We start from the raw sequence: 17157 nt of genomic DNA, 5'->3' as shown, positions 1-17157 counted from the left end.
CAACAGAGTTCTGGTTGTTAGTACTTATCTTGGCACTGGCGGATGTAAGAAAATTATCAATATGAAACAAGTGGTTATCAAAAAATTACAATAGAGCTGTTGCACCCTCTAAGGCAATAACCTTGTGCATTAGCTACGCTAATCTAATGATTAAATTTTAAATACAAACTATCCGTAACGCGGAAGAAGGAATAATTAATGAAAATTTTAATGGTATTAACTTCACACAATGAACTAGGAAACACAGGCCATAAAACTGGATTTTGGTTAGAAGAATTTGCTGCACCCTACTACACCTTCAAAGACGCAGGAGCGCAGCTGGTTTTAGCCTCACCACAAGGTGGTCAACCTCCTCTAGACCCAAAAAGTGAGCTGGAAGATTTCCAAACGGAGTTAACTCGTAGATTTAACCAAGACCTCGCAGCGCAAGAAGCTCTTGCAAACACGGTAAAGCTAGAGACCGTAAACGTAGAAGATTTTGATGCCGTGTTCTATCCGGGTGGTCACGGTCCATTGTGGGATTTAACGAATTCAGTCGACTCTATAAAATTAATCGAGGCATTCTCTACAGTAAATAAGCCGATGGGATTTGTCTGCCACGCTCCTGCAGTGCTTCGCAATGTAAAAACAGCCAATGGCGAGGCATTCGTTAAAGGGCGTCATGTTACTGGGTTTACTAATGGTGAAGAAGCGGCAGTGCAACTTACCGATGTCGTTCCTTTTCTGATTGAAGATGAGTTTATTCGCCTTGGCGCACACTATCAAAAAACGCAAGATTGGATGCCATACGTGGTTGAAGATGGCAAGCTTATCACGGGACAAAACCCTGCCAGCTCAGAACCTGTCGCTTTAGCTTTGCTAAAACAATTATCTTAATTTAGTTATATGCTCAAGTATTAGCCCTCATTCTGTGGGGGCTTACCGAGCTAAACTACAGGTTAATCCTACTGGGAAAAGAAGCATTTTTGCCTAGTTAAACGCAAATAAAGTAGAAATAAGTGACAACAAAGGTAATTGTCTTACTACTAGCCAATTCGGTGCGATTGAGATCTCAGTTACGACTAAGCTAGTAAAGTATTATTGTCGGTTATCCCACTCATAGGACGTACGTTTCAACAACGTATCAGCCTTTGATGCAGCGAACGAAAAGCCACAAGTGAATATATGCAGTTACATGAACAATTAGCACAACGCATTGTCGACCGAGCACAGAAAATCATCAAGTACCCACTTAATGTTATGGATGAGACTGGTATTATCATTGCGTCGACCAATCCCGCTCGTAAATATCAAAAACATGGCGGTGCGGTACTGGCATTGAGTGAGCTTAAACCGATTGAAATCTCCGAAGGCATGCTACCGGAGTTTCCCCATGTAAAGCCGGGCGTAAACCTGCCTATCATTTTTAACCAAGAACCGATCGGTGTTATTGGTATTTCTGGTCCGCTGGAAGAAGTTCGCCCATTCGGTGAAATGGTAAAAATGGCGGCTGAAATGGTGGTTGAGTACACCTCCATGATGGAAATGACACGCTGGAGCGAACGCAAACTTGAAGAGCTTCTTCTTGAGTGTATCGATCCAAACGCATCACAAGAGCACATCACCAATATGGCGGCGCAGTTAAAAGTCGACATTTTCAATCATCACGCCATTTGTATGATTGAGGTAGGCAATTCAGGCGATCAAAAAGAAGTGGTTCGTGTTCTTAATCAGTGGTCACGTAAACGCCTAAAAGCCGAATACTCTTACAAAACAAACTTAGTGCTGTTGAACGTAACAGAGAAAGAGAAAAGCGGTGAAACCACCATTGATGACTGGCAGAGCATTACTAGCTATTTAGCAGAATCGCTTAAAGTGGATTTCCATTGCTCCATTGGTGCGATCTATAGCCAACCACAGAATCTTCATTACGCATTTGAAAGTGCAATGGCGACGATGAAAGCGGGACAACGCTTGAATCCGGAAGCAAAGTTTTATCCTTTCGCTCAATATGAACTACCAGCGCTTTTTGAGAGCAGCTTATCACGCTGGCAACGAGATAAGCTTTCTACTCATGTTCAACAATTAGAACTGGCTGATCCGACATTGATTCAAACAATTTTATGCTGGTTCGAAAACAGTTGTGATATTAAAAAAACATCCAGTGTTCTCTATGTTCACCCCAACACGCTCAGGTATCGCATGAAACGGGTGGAAGAAATTTGCAATATTGATTTACACAACTTTAGAGATATGTGCCGTTTGTATTTTAGTTTGATTTTATAGAGCTAGAATTCGACCAAGATTGATAGCAGAAGCAATATTGTAAGAACTTCTTATAACATTCGCTTTTGCTTCTTTTTTTATCTCTTCAAAAGTCGTAATCTTATAAACTGAATCAAATGCGCAGTCTATACCGTGCTCATACACTTCTTCAATATCATCACCTAAAGCCCCGGCAATCGCGACAACTGGTAGTTGATATTTTTTAGCAATTTTAGCAACACCAACTGGCACTTTACCGTTCACACTCTGGCTGTCTAATCGACCTTCACCAGTAATAACAAGGTTGGCATCTTTAACCAACGCTTCCAAGCCAACAGCATGAGTCATGATGTCTATGCCAGGACGAAGGTCAGCATCCAAAAATGCATAGAATGCAGCGCCCATCCCTCCTGCTGCACCAGCTCCAGGAATGTGGTCTACTTGTTTATCTACGTCCCGCTCAACAACTTTGGCGAAGTTAGCCAACGCTGCATCAAGCCGCCTCACCATTTCAGGAGAAGCTCCTTTTTGAGGACCGTAAATATAAGAGGCCCCGTTTAAGCCCGTTAGCGGGTTAGTGACGTCACATGCAACTTCGATATGACATTCACTCAAACGCTTATCAAGATTACTCGTATCAATATGAGCAAGTGCTTCAAGCGCTAAGCCACCGTAAACAAGTTCGTTGCCTTGTGCATCTTTGAACGAAACGCCCAACGCTTGCATCATTCCACACCCAGCATCGTTGGTCGCACTACCACCTATACAGATAATCATATGGCGAATACCTTGATTTAAGGCGTGCTCAATGAGCTGTCCTGTACCAAAAGTGGTCGCTGTATAAGGGTCGCGATGTTCAGGTGCAATCAGCTCAATACCACTGGCTGCTGCCATTTCAATAAACGCAGTCTTTTTATCGCCAGAAACACCATAGAAAGATTCGTGATGGTCGCCCATTGGACCTATGACATCAGTGTGCACCATCTCACCGCCTGACGCATCGACCAAAGCTTCTACAGAACCTTCACCACCATCAGCTACCGGACACTTTATATACTGGTAATCGGGAAATACTTTTTTGAACCCTGATTCGATGGCCTCAGCAACTTCAATCGCGCTTAGGCTCTCTTTGTACGAATCTGGTGCGATTACAATCTTCATCAATAGACACCACTCGATAAAAAGAAAAAGAAGCAGCAGGCTCCCTACAAACCTGCTGCAAAGCCAATTAGCTTTGGATAGTTACCTTAGCTAGTTTTTCGTAATGTAGTGCAAGTGCACTGTGGTCTTTAGTCTCCAGACCATCAGCTTTAAGCGCTTGCATCATTTCCATAACTTGAGCAGTCAATGGAAGCTGAGCACCTACACCGTGTGAAGTGTCTAGTGCGTTTGCAAGATCTTTGATGTGTAGGTCGATGCGGAAACCAGGTTCAAAATTACGGTTAAGAACCATTGGTGCTTTAGCATCAAGAACTGTACTACCAGCCAGACCACCACGAATCGCTTGGTAAACTAATTCAGGGTTTACACCTGCTTTCGTCGCAAGAGAAAGAGCTTCTGACATCGCTGCAATGTTGAGCGCAACGATAACTTGGTTTGCAAGTTTGGTTACGTTGCCTGCTCCGATATCACCAGTGTGAACCACTGAACCAGCCATCGCTTTCATTACGTCGTAGTACTTATCAAATACGGTTTTGTCGCCACCTACCATCACAGAAAGCGTGCCGTCGATAGCTTTTGGTTCGCCACCGCTTACTGGTGCGTCAAGCATTACTACACCTTTCTCAGCCAAACCTTTTGCAATCTCTTGACTAGCTAAAGGTGCAATAGAACTCATATCGATAAATACAAGACCTGGTTTTGCACCGTCTGCTAAACCGTTCTCACCTAACGCGACTTCTTTTACGTGTGGTGAATTAGGCAGCATAGTGATCACAACATCACACTGCTCTGCGACGGCTTTAGGCGAAGTTGCTGATTGTGCACCTGCATCTGTTAGCTCTTTTACCGCGGCTTCGTTGCGGTCTAATACAACTAATGAATAACCTGCTTTAAGTAGGTTTTTACTCATTGGTTTGCCCATGATGCCTAGGCCAATAAATCCGATTTTCATAACTATTCCTCTTCGCCCTTATTCACTTAGAAATTTTTGACACAATGCCTGTGTCGCTGCTTTAAACACACCTAGGTCACTACCAACTGCGACTAGGTTCGCACCCCATTCAAGGTAACGCTCAGCGTCTGCTTGAACTGGAGCCAAAATGCCGACTGATTTACCAACCGCTTGCGCTTTTTCAAATACAGTCTTTATCGCGGCTTGCACATCTGGGTGACTTGCATTACCTAAGTGACCCAACGCTGCTGCCAAGTCACTTGGTCCAACAAACACACCATCCAAACCTTTGACCGCTAGAATATCGTCAAGGTTGTCTAAGCCTTCTTGGCTTTCGATTTGAACCACAACACAGATATTCTCGTTGATGTTTTTGAAGTAATCGGTAATCGTGCCGTACGCATTGCTACGGTGGCCAACAGATACGCCACGAATGCCCTCTGGCGGATAACGAGTAGACGCAACTGCAAGTTCTGCTTGTTCTTTGGTTTCAACAAAAGGAACTATGAAGTTGTAGAAACCGATATCCAATAAACGTTTAAGTACGATTGGGTCATTCACTGGTGGACGAACCACTGGTACGCTGCGGCTGTCTTTCAAAGCCATTAGCTGCGGGATGAATGTTTGTACATCGTTCGGTGCGTGCTCGCCATCCAAAAGGATGAAGTCAAAACCTGCTAAACCAAGGATCTCAGTAGTAATCGGGCTCGCTAAAGCACTCCAACAACCAATGCGTTTTTCTTGATTGATCATCGCGCGTCTAAAGTGATTTGGATAAATGTTTTCATTCATGTAACTTTCCTCTACCTGCGCTTATCGAACCAAGCACGGTCTTTTGTTGTCGAATTTCCAGTTAGGGACAAGGTACTGCATACCGATGGAATCATCGCGTCCCCCTAACCCCATGTTCTTGTAAAGCTCATGCGCTTTTTCCACTTGAGCCATGTCGATTTCGATACCCAAACCAGGTTTGTCCGGCACCGTAATAAAGCCACCTTGAATCTTTAATGGCTCTTTCGTTAAACGTTGATTACCTTCCTGCCAGATCCAATGTGTATCCAAGGCAGTAATCTCTCCAGGTGCGGCGGCAGCAACTTGCGTAAACATCGCCAAAGAAATATCAAAATGGTTGTTCGAGTGAGAGCCCCACATCAACCCCCATTCGTGGCACAACTGCGCGACGCGCACTGAGCCTTCCATCGTCCAAAAATGCGGATCAGCCAGTGGAATGTCGACCGCTCGTAGCGAAATCGAATGTCCAAATTCACGCCAGTCCGTTGCTACCATGTTGGTTGCAGTCGGGATACCCGTTGCACGACGAAACTCAGCCATCATCTCGCGCCCTGAATATCCAGGCTCTGCTCCACATGGGTCTTCGGCGTACGCCAGTACATTTTTTAAATCTTTGCCGATTCGAATAGCTTCTGGTAGAGACCAAGAACCATTCGGATCGATCGTCACTCGTGCATCTGGGAACCGGCTTGCCAAGGCGCAAACGGCATCAGCTTCATCATCAGGGCGGAAAACGCCGCCCTTCAGTTTGAAATTGCTAAACCCATATTTGTCGAACGCTGCTTCGGCTAAGCGAACAATACCGTCCGACGTTAATGCTTCTTCGTGACGAATGCGGTACCAATCACAACTGTCATTAGGTTGACTTTGGTACCGCAGATCTGTGCTGTTACGGTCACCAACGAAAAACAGGTAACCCAACATTTCGACTTTATCGCGTTGCTGACCTTCACCAAGCAGCGCTGCTACCGGAACGTTTAGCGCTTGCCCCAAAAGATCGAGCATTGCAGACTCAATCGCTGTTACTGCGTGCAATGTGGTTCGCAAATCGAATGTCTGTAAACCACGACCTTCGACATCTCGTTCTAAGTAGGCATTCCTGACTTCGCTCATAATGTTTTTGTATTCGCCAATACTACGACCAATAACAAAACCACGAGCGTCCTCTAACGTCTTGCGAATGTTTTCACCACCCGGAACCTCACCTAATCCAGTGTTTCCCAGGTTGTCCTGCAAAATAACAATGTTGCGAGTGAAATAAGGGGCATGTGCACCGCTTAGGTTCAGTAGCATGCTGTCATGCCCTGCGACAGGGATAACCTTCATACTCTCGACCATTGGCATAAACTTCGCAGGACTCATCACATTCTCCGTACGTTACGCAGTTTTACTTACGTTTTTGTTTTTGCTTGATTTCAATGCCGAACGAATCGAGTATCCAATTGAAGCAATAATGATTACCCATAAGAACATCGCAATTGGACTCTTAGTTACGAAGATGGATAGGTCACCATAAGACTCAAGACTCTTCACGAAGTACACTTCTGCTGATTTACCCAAGATGAAGCCGATGATGAATGGCACAACTTCCAAGCCTATCTTCGAGGCTAACACTCCAAATATGCCGAACAACACAAGTGTCCATACATCGAACATCACGCCGTAGTTAATTGCGTATGCACCGATCACACACATCATCACGATGATTGGGTAAAGAATGTATTTAGGAATAAGAACTACTTTTGCGACATGGCGAATAGCAAAGAACATGATTGCGAACATCACAAAGTTAGCGAAGAACAATGAGATGATCATGAAGTCCCAGGTTTCCAGGTTTTCATTGATGAACAATGGACCTACCTGAATACCTTGTAATGTAAATGCACCAATCAGTACCGCTGTAGTTGAGTCTCCAGGGATACCCAGCGATAGAAGCGGAATTAACGCACCACCTGTAAGACCGTTGTTTGCCGATTCTGAGGTAATGATGCCCTCTGGTGCACCTTTACCCATTTGGTCAGGGTTTTTAGAAATGTTCTTTTGCTGTGTATATGCAAGCACTGATGCTGCACTTCCGCCGATACCCGGCAGCAAACCAACGAATGTACCAATTGAAGAAGAACGGATTAGGTTAAAGAACTGACCTTTAAATACTGACCAATTGAACTTTTGTTTTGCATCCAATTTGATCATGTCGCTCGTTACATCATCGTCAGACTTCTTATTCAAACAAGCAACGATAATAGAAGACAGACCAAACATACCGATCAGTACTGGAAGAAGCGAGAAACCAAAGCTCAGTTGATCTTCAAATGCTTGAGGCATTAAGCGGTATTCACCGTTACCACCAACAGAGATGTCGTACGCACCAATTAGAGCAACTAACACGCCTAATAGACCACTGAAAATACCCAACAACATATTTTTAGACAGAGACGAAATAACCGTCAGAGCCAAAAAAATAAGCAGGAATTTTTCAACTGTAGAGAATTTAATAGCAAAGTTCGCAAGGAACGGAGCAAAGAAATAGAGAACAATTGCACTAAATAAACCGCCAAATAGTGATGACACTACAGCAATTTTCAGCGCACTTTCACCCTGTCCTCTCTGGGCCATGGGATAGCCGTCAAAAGTCGTCGTGATAGAAGAAGGTGTACCCGGAATATTCAGTAATACCGCCGGTACCAATCCGCCAGAGATACCACCGACGTAAAGACCAAGTAGTAAAGCTAAACCATCCGTTAAGCCAAGTGAATAAGTTAAAGGTAAACAAACCGCTACAGCTAATGTTGCAGTCATACCCGGGATGGCACCGAAAATAATACCTATTAATACGCCAATCGAACTTAATAAAAACATATTAATAGACAAATGTGACAATATTTCCATAAGAAGTTCCACATTCAAGTTTTTGTTTCAAATATAAATTTTAAGGAAGTGTAATTCCAAAAATTTGACCTAACACTGTCCAAGCAATTATTGGAGATACAACCGAGTTAATGGTTATATATATAATTTTTCTTTTGTTGATTTCTTTTTCGATTAGCAAAGGGATACAGAATAGAAAAGGAATTGTCGTAATTAAAAATGCATACCCTGTATTTGGAAATACTTCACCTAACGCTTCCATCACCAAGATATAAACACTGATCAACGCCAAAAATAGGTACGCTTTGTAGTTTTCATGATTCAGAATTGATTTCATTGAAAACCCAGCAACGCTTTTCGCAATTGTTTTTCTTTCTTTCACCAAGATAATCGCGAATAAAACAAGGATACACGTGATCACTATCTTGGGAAAAAACCAATGCGATTCTGCAAAATCGATACTCACATTTAGCATAGCATTTTCCTTATGTAGGGTAATTTAAGAACTTTGGATGTGAATAGTATGGAGGATAGCGTTTAGCTTCGCTTTATTCATTTGTACAAAAAAACAAGTAAGTTGACTGTTTTTTTTGTACAAACAAACAAGCCAGTGTGACCGCAATACAATGCAGTTAAGTTATTGTTTTTATACAATTAAATAATTAAACAAAAAGCCTATTACCTTTAACACCGGTTTTTGGAGATTTGTACAAATGTAATCCAACACATCACAAAGCCTTGCTGCTCATAAGCGGACAAACATCTCTTCACATAAAATAGGGAAAACTCTAATTAATGTGGCTTATATGAAATCGATATCCGTTAGATACTCTGTTGTATTTTTGCTTATGTTAGTCACCACCATTTTCTTTGGAGGGAGGTCGATATTATCGATATCAGGTAGTGACTTAAGTAAGGATTTACAACTCTCAACTGTTCAGCTTGGTTATTTGTTTTCCTCATTTTCTCTGACCTATGTACTATTTCAGATACCTTGCGGCCTACTATTGGACAAAATTAAAACAAAATATCTATATCTCTGTTTCTTAATATTCTGGTCAGTAGTCAGCTTAGGCACATTTTTCGTTACGTTTATTCCAAACTCCTTCTTCATTTTCCCTGCGCTAATAGTATTCCGTTTATTAGCAGGATTATTTGAAGCGCCCATTTTTCCAGCCAATAGTCGAATCGTTTCCGGTTGGTTTCCAAAACACGAAATATCTTTCGCCTCTGCGATATTTGCCTCTTCACAATATCTGTCGATTTTTGTCTGTTCCCCCATCATCGCTTGGGTAACCTACCATCAAGGGTGGCAGTTTAACTTTCTCTACCTTGGGTCAGCAGCATTGTTACTAGGGATAATTTTGAAATATTGGCTGCATAGCCCAAAAGACCACCCTTTTATTTCGCAAACAGAGCTGGATTATTTAGATCAGCACCTAGCTGTGAAAACAGAGAGCGCCGAAGTTGAGCAATCGAGTGTACGTGAACGAATCACTTTCCTTTTGACCAACAGAACCATGTTAGGTGTTTGTCTTGGACAATACTGCATGAACGCGATTACCTTTTTCTTCCTAACTTGGTTTCCTCTCTATCTTATTGAAGTAAAAGGTATGTCTTTAGTTAGCGTGGGAATAATGGCATCCATACCAGCATTATTTGGCTTCTTTGGTAACCTCTGTGCAGGGTTAGTCTCTGATCGTATGGTTAAACTTGGTTTTTCAATTGCGAAGGCACGTAAACTGCCCATCATCGTGGGTATGATGTTCTCAACTTTCATGCTCTTTTCGCTTTTCACCGATTCACCAGTATTGATTGTGGTGTTTATGTCATTTGCATTTTTCGGTAAAGGATTCAGTTCACTAGGTTGGACCATCGTAGCGGATATCGCGCCAAAGCCGCTTTATGGCTTGTGCAGCGGCATTTTCAATACTGCGGGAAATCTATCTGGCATTATCACTCCCATTATCATCGCCTACCTAATTGATATGACAGGGCTTTTCGATGTGGCGGTGTACATTACTGGTTTACATGCACTGATTGCTATCGCTTGCTTCGTCTGGTTTGTGGGGGATTTGGATAAAATTGAATACCCAGCATACTCTAAGGCAAAGGGTTATTCGGTCAGTTAATCCCATAGATAGATTCAAGTTAGTGTGCTTCTTGCTTGCCAATTGGTTTTCTTACCATAAAAAAAAGCCCACTAATGTGGGCATTTTGCTGACTATCGGGGACGAATCGATAGTTATTCTGTAATGTTTTTAAGTACTTCTTTGTATTTGCCGTTCTTAGCTTGCAAGTGTTCAAGTGCTGCTTTTGAATCACGGAAGTTAGGTACAAAGAACGCTTTTTCAAACGTCTTTTGAATCTCACCTTCATCGTAGATTTCTTTCAGAGCTTGATCGATGTATTCGATTTGGTCTTTTGGCATCTTCTTGTTGTATAGGAAGAAGAACTCTTTATCGAACGTGAAGTTCGTTGTTGCATTCATTGGTACTTGTACTTCTGGCTCTGCGTAAGAGTAGATTTGCTCTTTGCTTAAGCTACCAAAACCGTTTTTGTTAACATTCGCGATAGTGTCACGAGTAGAGGTCAACCATACGAACTTCATCGCTTTTTGGTCAGATGCGTCGAGGCGAGTAAACTGTTCGTTTGCAGGTAAGCTACCTTGGATCATATCCGCTAAACCATCAAACAACTGCTGGTTTTTATCTGCTTGAGAACCAGTATTAACAGCTATAAAGTTTGACTCTTTACCTGGGTATTTCAGTTTGATCGCGTTCTTAACCGCACTGTAACCAATCTCTGATACGCCACCCGGTTGAATAGCAACACGGATGGTTTCGCCTTTACCAACTGCATCGATGATGTCATCTAGAGTGTTGTAAGGCGACTTTTTAGGCACTAGGTATGCGTTCGCTGGGTTGATCGCAAAAGTTGGACCAATAGTAAACTCGTTAAAGATGTCGTAGTAGCCTTTAGTTCCATATAAGTAACCAAGGTAAGATTGGTCGTGGAAAATCATAATGGTGCTACCATTACTTACACGGCGCAGAGTTTGGAATGCTGCACTTGAACCTACAGCATCAACTTTTACGTTTGCATCCAGTTTCTTTGCTAGTGCTTCAGAAACAATTGCCGCAGCTTGGTAAGTATCACCACCTGTTGATTTAGAACCGATTACAACACGGACGTTACCAAAGTTTGGTTTGTCCGCACTCATCGCGACCATTGGCAGTGCCATTAGAGAAAGTGCGATTGCGTTCCTTACGAATTTTTTCATAAATTCCTCTCGTTTCACTTAATTTAAAAATGTGTAGGTATAGGTAGGGTCTGTCATTCGTGAGAACACAGACCCTTATTATTTTTAAGTCACTGGTGCTGGGTTAAATACTGCCAGCGCATTATGCAGACCCCATTGATCTGAGTAGGTTTTCTTCTCACCACTCGCAACTGCAATCACGAAGTGGAATATTTCCCATCCCATCTCTTCTGATGTGTTGTCACCAGTTGCAACTGTACCTGCGTCAATGTCCATCAGATCGTGCCAACGTCTAGCAAGTGGAGTTCGTGTTGCCACTTTAATAACAGGAACTGCCTCTAGTCCGTACGGAGTACCACGTCCAGTTGTGAACAATTGAACAGTAATGCCTGAAGATACTTGCTGAGTACCACACACGAAATCACTAGCAGGTGTCGCTGCGTAGATCAGGCCTCTTTTCGTTGGACGTTGTCCTGGCGAAAGAACTTCTACGATTGCGCTACTACCCGATTTCGCAATAGACCCTAAAGCTTTCTCAACTACGTTTGCTAAGCCTCCCTTCTTGTTCCCCGGAGATGGATTTTCTCTTCGGTCTGTTTGTCCTAGGCTTAGGTAGTGATCGTACCAGGCCATTTCATCCATTAAACGTTGACCCACTTCTTTGCTTTCACAGCGAGGACCAAGCAGATATACCGCGTCACGAACTTCAGTCACTTCTGAGAACATAACGGTTGCACCGGCGCGGACGAATAAGTCAGCAGCAACACCAACCGCAGGGTTAGCCGTCACGCCAGAAAATGCATCGCTACCACCACACTGTGTACCAACAACCAGTTCAGACACAGGACAATCTTCACGCTGGCGAGCATTTAATTTAATCAGGTGCTTTTCAGAAGTTTGCAAAATGCTGCGAACCATAGATTGAAAACCAACGTGGTTGTCACTTTGCAATGAAATAATGTCATCCGGATCTACGTTGATACCTTTAACATCATCCGTTCCTTTAAGTAGCTTTTCAGGTTGAAGTTTTTCACAACCTAAACCCACAACCATCACTTCACCACCAAAATTTGGGTTTAGCGCAAGGTTGTGAATAGTACGAATAGGCACTACCGCTGCTGGCGCGTTAATCGCAACACCACAGCCATACAAATGGTTCAATCCAACGACACCGTCCACATTTGGGTATTTAGGCAGTAAGTCACGCTTGATAATGTTAACTACGTAATCCACCACACCCGCGACACAATGCACACTGGTTGTAATACCGAGCAGGTTCTTTGTTCCCACACTGCCATCCGCATTGCGGTACCCCTTAAAGGTGTAGCCAGTTAGTGGTGGCAACGGCTCAGGAACGTTAGTGGCCAGTGGAATATCTTCCAACGGTGGCGCTTCAGGGATATCCACGAGAAATTCGTTGATCCAACCGCCTTTAACAATTGCAGTATTGGCGTAACCAATCACTTCACCATAGCGGCGAATCTTATCGCCCGGTGTTAAGTCAACAAGAGCAACTTTGTGCCCTTCTGGAATATCTTCCTGCAATTGAAATTCGTCGTTGAACATAGTTCCTTTAGGCAACCCACCATCGTTAACAACGATGGCAACGTTATCGCTAGGATGTACTTTAATATAACGAGGCAGCGTATTATTCATTTCACAAGCTTCTTTGAGTGATGTTCATACCATAAAAATTAGTCCATCGTGAGATTGGTTACATCATCAGTATTATCAAATTATTCAGTTTTTTATTTATCCAGTTTTGTTCAAATTTACAAAAGCAGAGATTTGAATCACAACCAAACGGGAAATTGTAGACCTTAGTCTAACTTCTTTAATTATAATTATTTTTTAAAGATTAAACTCAATCTGTAGTTAGCGATCTATATCACAATATATTTGACCAAGTTAGCAAAAATATTGTTTAAATTAATTATTGCTAAAGTAAGAAATTTCTTCACGCAGACAAATAATAAAAATTATTAATAATAAACAATGCGTTACAAATACATTAAAAGATCATATCAAGTTGTAATTAATTACAAATACAAGTTTTCGTAACAATGTTAGATATATTCACGCTTAGTTAACTTTATGTTTTATTCAAATATCGGCTCTTATTTTTGTTGGTATTGAGCACGGTAAAGGAACGATATAAGGTAAGAACAAAACAAAATAATTTGGCTTTGCAAGCTGTAAACTTGAACAAATTGTTGTTTTTGCAAGCGGTAGCGAAGTTGTCTAGGAGAGAGTAAATGAAAAAGAAAGTCATTCTGTACAAGAGTATCCCTGAATATGAAGTCAACCGTCTGCATGAACACTTCGATCTAACCGTGTTTAATGAACTTAATGATTCTAATCGAGAAGAATTCAACGCAGCATTGACTCAAGCGCATGGAATCATAGGTTCTGGGGTCGTAATGTCCGATGAACTACTCAATACTGCACCACTTCTTGAAGCAGTATCGACCATTTCCGTGGGTATCGATCAGTTCGGGTTTGACTATCTCTCCCAACGCAAAATTGCCCTAATGCACACACCTGGCGTATTAAATGAAACCGTAGCAGACACCGTCATCCTTCTTGCCTTAGGTGCAGCTCGCAGAGCAGTAGAAGTTTCAAACATGGTGAGAGAAGGTCGCTGGGACAGAAATCTTCCCGCTGAATATTTTGGTGTCGACCTTCACCATAAGAAGATGGGTATTGTCGGTATGGGGCGCATTGGCTATGCAGTTGCGAAACGCGCTCATATGGGATTTGGCATGTCTATCTGCTACCACAACCGTTCCGCTAACGTTGAAGCAGAGCGCGATTTCGCAGCAGAGCGCTTAGAACTTAATGAGCTGCTTTCAACGTGTGATTTCGTTGTCGTACTGATTCCTCTTAGCGCGGCAACCGAAAAAATGTTTGGCAAAGAACAATTTGAACTAATGAAATCCAGCGCCATCTTTGTCAATGCTGCACGTGGTAAAGTTGTTGATGAAAATGCATTAATCGAAGCGTTGAAAAACAAAACGATTCGCGCTGCTGGCTTGGATGTATTTGAAGTTGAGCCTCTGCCTGCCTCATCGCCCCTTAACCAATTGGATAATGCATTCTTGTTACCGCATATAGGTTCTGCAACCACAGAAACTCGTTACAGCATGGTGCAATGTGCTGTCGATAACATCATTGCTGCATTAAATGGAGACTATTCGGCAAATTGCGCTAACAGAGAACAAATTGAAGGATAACTCCGTTTTGAGTGGGATTCGATTTCGCCCAGCTACTGACGTCGACTGCCTTTTTGCTTTTGAACTTAAGAAGGCAGTCGACTTCGATTTGCTAACGCTTGAGCATGGTTGGGACGAAGAGCTTCAATGGGCCTTGCATCAACACGAATGGAATACTGGTCTGCCAACATTAATCTGTTATCAAGACAAGCCCATCGGAACTGACATGTTGCTGGAAAAGCGTGATCAGATCTATTTTTCTAAATCCATTATTCAACCTAATTATCAAAATCAAGGGATCGGAAGTAAAGTTATGGAATATGTCATCCGATTTTCTAAACAAACCGGAAAACCCTGTTTTCTGAGCTATCTTAAAAACAACCATGCAGGAAGCCTCTATAAACGCATGGGATTTGAAATCTATCGGGAGGACTCACCCTTTGTTTATACCAGACACAACCCTACAAAGTGTTGAACTCAGTAAAATTTAACAACTGAGATTCAGCAAAATCTATAAATAAAACGACGAAAAATAAACACATATGCATAAATCACGGCATAAAGTGGTTTGAGTATAAAAAGGTTAGGAATGTCTATGATCCAGTATTACCGAAACAGAAACTTGGGGTTTCAGTTACGAACCGTCATGACGGTATGTTTGCTGATTGCATTTTCAAGCATAGCTGCATTGGTCTATCAAAATGCTTCCAAAGTACTTTTGAATACGACGCTGAAGGAACAGCAGTCCAAAATCCAAGCTATGGGTAAGACCATTGAAGGTCAGTATAACGCTTACCTTGAAACCGCTCGTATCCTTGCATCTACTCTTCGTAATGGGTACCTAGAGGGATTTTATGTTGAAGATAACGAAGTCAATTACAATGGCTACCAAATTCGCGATATTACAATTTGGGGTGAGAGCATTGTAAGCGATGTCCGTAAGCCTGAAGCTTTCAGTCGGGATACAGGTGCTGCTGCTACTATATTTGCACCAGTAGGAGACGATTGGATTCGTATCTCCACTTCACTTCGCGACTCAGAAGGCAAATTAGAAATAGGCACGTTATTAGGCAAAGAACACCCTGCCTATAACAACATCATGAATGGTCAGCCTTATTATAGTGTGGTGACTTTATTAGGTCGGAACTATATCGCCTATTATGACCCCGTATTGAGTGATGAAGGAAAAGTAACAGCCATTACCAGTATCGCCTTGCCAGTGGAAGATGCCACCCAATCTATTTTTGAGTCTTTACGATCCGTTTCTTGGGGTGACACTGGCTATACGATTGTTCTAGACAACCAACAAACAAACCTTGGTCATTATCTGTTACACCCCAAATTTAAACCCAATGACCCAACTATTTTAGATGTTGCCGATTACAACGGTGATAAGCCTTTTAAAGCTATCTTTAGTCAGGATACAGGCATCCTCACCTATCCATGGGAATTTAACGGCTCAGTCGGAGAAAAATACATTGTGTATACCACTGTTCCGGGTTGGGATTGGAAGATCCTTGGGGGTACTTTTGTTAGTGAAGTGACAAAAGAGAGTACAGAACTTCTCAAACTGATTGCTATCATTTCACTTGTGGTTGGTGCTTTAACCTTCGTCATCATGAGTCTCTTCATTAATCGCAGTACCAAACCATTGACCACACTTAGTGGGTATATGGAGCGATTGGGCGAGGGTGAAGTGAGCATCAAAGTTGATCAAGGCAGCCAAAATTCACAGAACGAAGTGACAAGGCTTACGAACAGCGTCAGCAACATGGCAAACCGCCTTAACTCTCTTGTCGGCGATATTCGTTCTACAAGTGACCAGCTTGACGGACAGTCAAGTAGCGTGTTGACTGACGCACAAACTAACTTACGTCAGTCGGATGCACAACAGCGACAAGCAGAACAAGTGGTTACAGCTATTGAAGAGATGGCGACATCCGCAAAATCTGTGGCACAGCAAGTTGAAGCGATTGCTGAAAACGTTCGCCAAGCAGATGATAGTACTCAAACGGGCTTAGGTAAAGTGGAAGAAGTTTGCTTAGATGTGGCACAGCTTAACGATCAGCTCGATCAATCAGCGAAAGCCATTGAGCAAGTAAACAACGACAGTAATAGCATCCAAAGCGTCACTAAAATGATTGATGATATTGCCGAACAGACGAACTTGCTGGCTCTTAACGCTGCAATCGAAGCGGCAAGAGCTGGTGAACAAGGTCGTGGCTTTGCCGTAGTTGCCGATGAAGTAAGAACTCTTGCTGCTCGCACGCAAATGTCGGTTAAAGACGTGGTTCAGATTATTAACCAGTTGAAGAGCTCAACAGGCAATGCGGTCTCTTTAATGCATCAAAGCCAGCAAAACGCCAACAAGGTGCTCGATAAGGCGCAAGAAGCAGGCACTTCACTTGAATCTATAGCAGAACAAGTACGCGGCATTGCAGGTCAAGCCGAAGCGATTGCCACAACAGCAGAGCAACAAGCACAGGTGTCACAAGAAGTTGCAGCAAGTGCTTCTGAAATTTCCGACTTGAATGTTCAAAGCCGTGAGACGAGCGCGCAGACATCAGACAGTGCACAGCAACTGTCTGAGCTATCAAAACACCTCAAACAGCAAGTGGACTTCTTCCATTAATTTGAAGTCGTTACTTTGTACAACACAGACTAAA

General features: G+C 42.7%; 14 protein-coding genes. 6 read left to right on the top strand and 8 right to left on the bottom strand.

Annotated elements, in window-relative coordinates; all coding sequences use genetic code 11:
* Nucleotides 1-198: 198 nt before the first annotated feature.
* Nucleotides 199-876 carry a type 1 glutamine amidotransferase domain-containing protein gene (locus AAGA51_RS15955; RefSeq protein ID WP_042481425.1) on the top strand — a complete coding sequence of 226 codons (678 nt, stop codon included), beginning with the start codon at nt 199-201 and terminating at the stop codon, nt 874-876.
* 288 nt (nt 877-1164) lie between these two features.
* Nucleotides 1165-2265, top strand: a complete 1101-nt coding sequence (locus AAGA51_RS15950; RefSeq protein ID WP_042481427.1) for a CdaR family transcriptional regulator — start codon at nt 1165-1167, stop codon at nt 2263-2265.
* On the opposite strand, the gene AAGA51_RS15945 is transcribed toward AAGA51_RS15950, so the two are convergent.
* The 6 genes from AAGA51_RS15945 to AAGA51_RS15920 form a co-directional block, all read right to left on the bottom strand.
* Nucleotides 2260-3405: a glycerate kinase gene (locus AAGA51_RS15945; protein WP_042481430.1), complete on the bottom strand. Its 1146-nt coding sequence runs from the start codon at nt 3403-3405 to the stop codon at nt 2260-2262. The two genes, AAGA51_RS15950 and AAGA51_RS15945, sit on opposite strands and share 6 nt — an antisense overlap.
* A 67-nt stretch (nt 3406-3472) precedes the next feature.
* On the bottom strand, nt 3473-4357 hold the full coding sequence (gene garR / locus AAGA51_RS15940) for a 2-hydroxy-3-oxopropionate reductase (RefSeq protein WP_156102001.1): 885 nt from the start codon (nt 4355-4357) through the stop codon (nt 3473-3475).
* Between the two features lie 18 nt (nt 4358-4375).
* Nucleotides 4376-5149: a 2-dehydro-3-deoxyglucarate aldolase gene (gene garL / locus AAGA51_RS15935; protein ID WP_042481436.1), complete on the bottom strand. Its 774-nt coding sequence runs from the start codon at nt 5147-5149 to the stop codon at nt 4376-4378.
* 21 nt (nt 5150-5170) lie between these two features.
* Entirely contained in the window at nt 5171-6511 is a 1341-nt protein-coding gene (locus AAGA51_RS15930; protein WP_042481438.1) for an enolase C-terminal domain-like protein, read from the bottom strand.
* A 15-nt stretch (nt 6512-6526) separates the two neighbouring features.
* The gene (locus AAGA51_RS15925; RefSeq protein ID WP_042481441.1) at nt 6527-8038 is read right to left on the bottom strand and encodes a tripartite tricarboxylate transporter permease; all 1512 of its coding nucleotides are present in this window, start codon (nt 8036-8038) and stop codon (nt 6527-6529) included.
* A 40-nt stretch (nt 8039-8078) separates the two neighbouring features.
* Nucleotides 8079-8492, bottom strand: coding sequence for a tripartite tricarboxylate transporter TctB family protein (locus AAGA51_RS15920; protein WP_042481444.1), 414 nt, complete (start codon nt 8490-8492; stop codon nt 8079-8081).
* A 331-nt stretch (nt 8493-8823) separates the two neighbouring features.
* On the opposite strand from AAGA51_RS15920, the gene AAGA51_RS15915 reads away from it, so the two are divergent.
* Nucleotides 8824-10149: an MFS transporter gene (locus AAGA51_RS15915; protein ID WP_042481447.1), complete on the top strand. Its 1326-nt coding sequence runs from the start codon at nt 8824-8826 to the stop codon at nt 10147-10149.
* A gap of 113 nt (nt 10150-10262) precedes the next feature.
* Here AAGA51_RS15915 and AAGA51_RS15910 read toward each other — a convergent pair whose 3' ends face one another.
* Nucleotides 10263-11300, bottom strand: coding sequence for an ABC transporter substrate-binding protein (locus tag AAGA51_RS15910; protein WP_042481450.1), 1038 nt, complete (start codon nt 11298-11300; stop codon nt 10263-10265).
* Between the two features lie 84 nt (nt 11301-11384).
* Complete coding sequence (garD, locus tag AAGA51_RS15905) at nt 11385-12935, bottom strand: galactarate dehydratase (RefSeq protein WP_042481453.1); 1551 nt, start codon at nt 12933-12935, stop codon at nt 11385-11387.
* A gap of 599 nt (nt 12936-13534) precedes the next feature.
* Here garD and AAGA51_RS15900 point away from each other — a divergent pair.
* From AAGA51_RS15900 to AAGA51_RS15890, 3 genes are all read left to right on the top strand, one after another.
* Nucleotides 13535-14512 carry an NAD(P)-dependent oxidoreductase gene (locus AAGA51_RS15900; protein WP_042481455.1) on the top strand — a complete coding sequence of 326 codons (978 nt, stop codon included), beginning with the start codon at nt 13535-13537 and terminating at the stop codon, nt 14510-14512.
* Between the two features lie 7 nt (nt 14513-14519).
* Nucleotides 14520-14966, top strand: a complete 447-nt coding sequence (locus tag AAGA51_RS15895; RefSeq protein ID WP_255209355.1) for a GNAT family N-acetyltransferase — start codon at nt 14520-14522, stop codon at nt 14964-14966.
* Between the two features lie 120 nt (nt 14967-15086).
* Nucleotides 15087-17123 carry a methyl-accepting chemotaxis protein gene (locus AAGA51_RS15890; RefSeq protein ID WP_042481458.1) on the top strand — a complete coding sequence of 679 codons (2037 nt, stop codon included), beginning with the start codon at nt 15087-15089 and terminating at the stop codon, nt 17121-17123.
* The last annotated feature ends 34 nt before the right edge of the window (nt 17124-17157 follow it).

The organism is Vibrio diazotrophicus (genome assembly GCF_038452265.1).
GTDB lineage: Bacteria > Pseudomonadota > Gammaproteobacteria > Enterobacterales > Vibrionaceae > Vibrio > Vibrio diazotrophicus.
The sequence above is the reverse complement of the archived record's forward strand: the minus strand, read 5'-3'. Positions and strand labels throughout refer to the sequence as shown.

What these genes read in the sequence shown, in the direction of transcription:
- AAGA51_RS15955 (WP_042481425.1), top strand. Translation starts at nt 199, where the DNA reads ATGAAAATTTTAATGGTATTAACTTCACACAATGAACTAGGAAACACA.
- AAGA51_RS15950 (WP_042481427.1), top strand. Translation starts at nt 1,165, where the DNA reads ATGCAGTTACATGAACAATTAGCACAACGCATTGTCGACCGAGCACAG.
- AAGA51_RS15945 (WP_042481430.1), bottom strand. Translation starts at nt 3,405, where the DNA reads ATGAAGATTGTAATCGCACCAGATTCGTACAAAGAGAGCCTAAGCGCG.
- garR (WP_156102001.1), bottom strand. Translation starts at nt 4,357, where the DNA reads ATGAAAATCGGATTTATTGGCCTAGGCATCATGGGCAAACCAATGAGT.
- garL (WP_042481436.1), bottom strand. Translation starts at nt 5,149, where the DNA reads ATGAATGAAAACATTTATCCAAATCACTTTAGACGCGCGATGATCAAT.
- AAGA51_RS15930 (WP_042481438.1), bottom strand. Translation starts at nt 6,511, where the DNA reads ATGAGTCCTGCGAAGTTTATGCCAATGGTCGAGAGTATGAAGGTTATC.
- AAGA51_RS15925 (WP_042481441.1), bottom strand. Translation starts at nt 8,038, where the DNA reads ATGGAAATATTGTCACATTTGTCTATTAATATGTTTTTATTAAGTTCG.
- AAGA51_RS15920 (WP_042481444.1), bottom strand. Translation starts at nt 8,492, where the DNA reads ATGCTAAATGTGAGTATCGATTTTGCAGAATCGCATTGGTTTTTTCCC.
- AAGA51_RS15915 (WP_042481447.1), top strand. Translation starts at nt 8,824, where the DNA reads ATGAAATCGATATCCGTTAGATACTCTGTTGTATTTTTGCTTATGTTA.
- AAGA51_RS15910 (WP_042481450.1), bottom strand. Translation starts at nt 11,300, where the DNA reads ATGAAAAAATTCGTAAGGAACGCAATCGCACTTTCTCTAATGGCACTG.
- garD (WP_042481453.1), bottom strand. Translation starts at nt 12,935, where the DNA reads ATGAATAATACGCTGCCTCGTTATATTAAAGTACATCCTAGCGATAAC.
- AAGA51_RS15900 (WP_042481455.1), top strand. Translation starts at nt 13,535, where the DNA reads ATGAAAAAGAAAGTCATTCTGTACAAGAGTATCCCTGAATATGAAGTC.
- AAGA51_RS15890 (WP_042481458.1), top strand. Translation starts at nt 15,087, where the DNA reads ATGATCCAGTATTACCGAAACAGAAACTTGGGGTTTCAGTTACGAACC.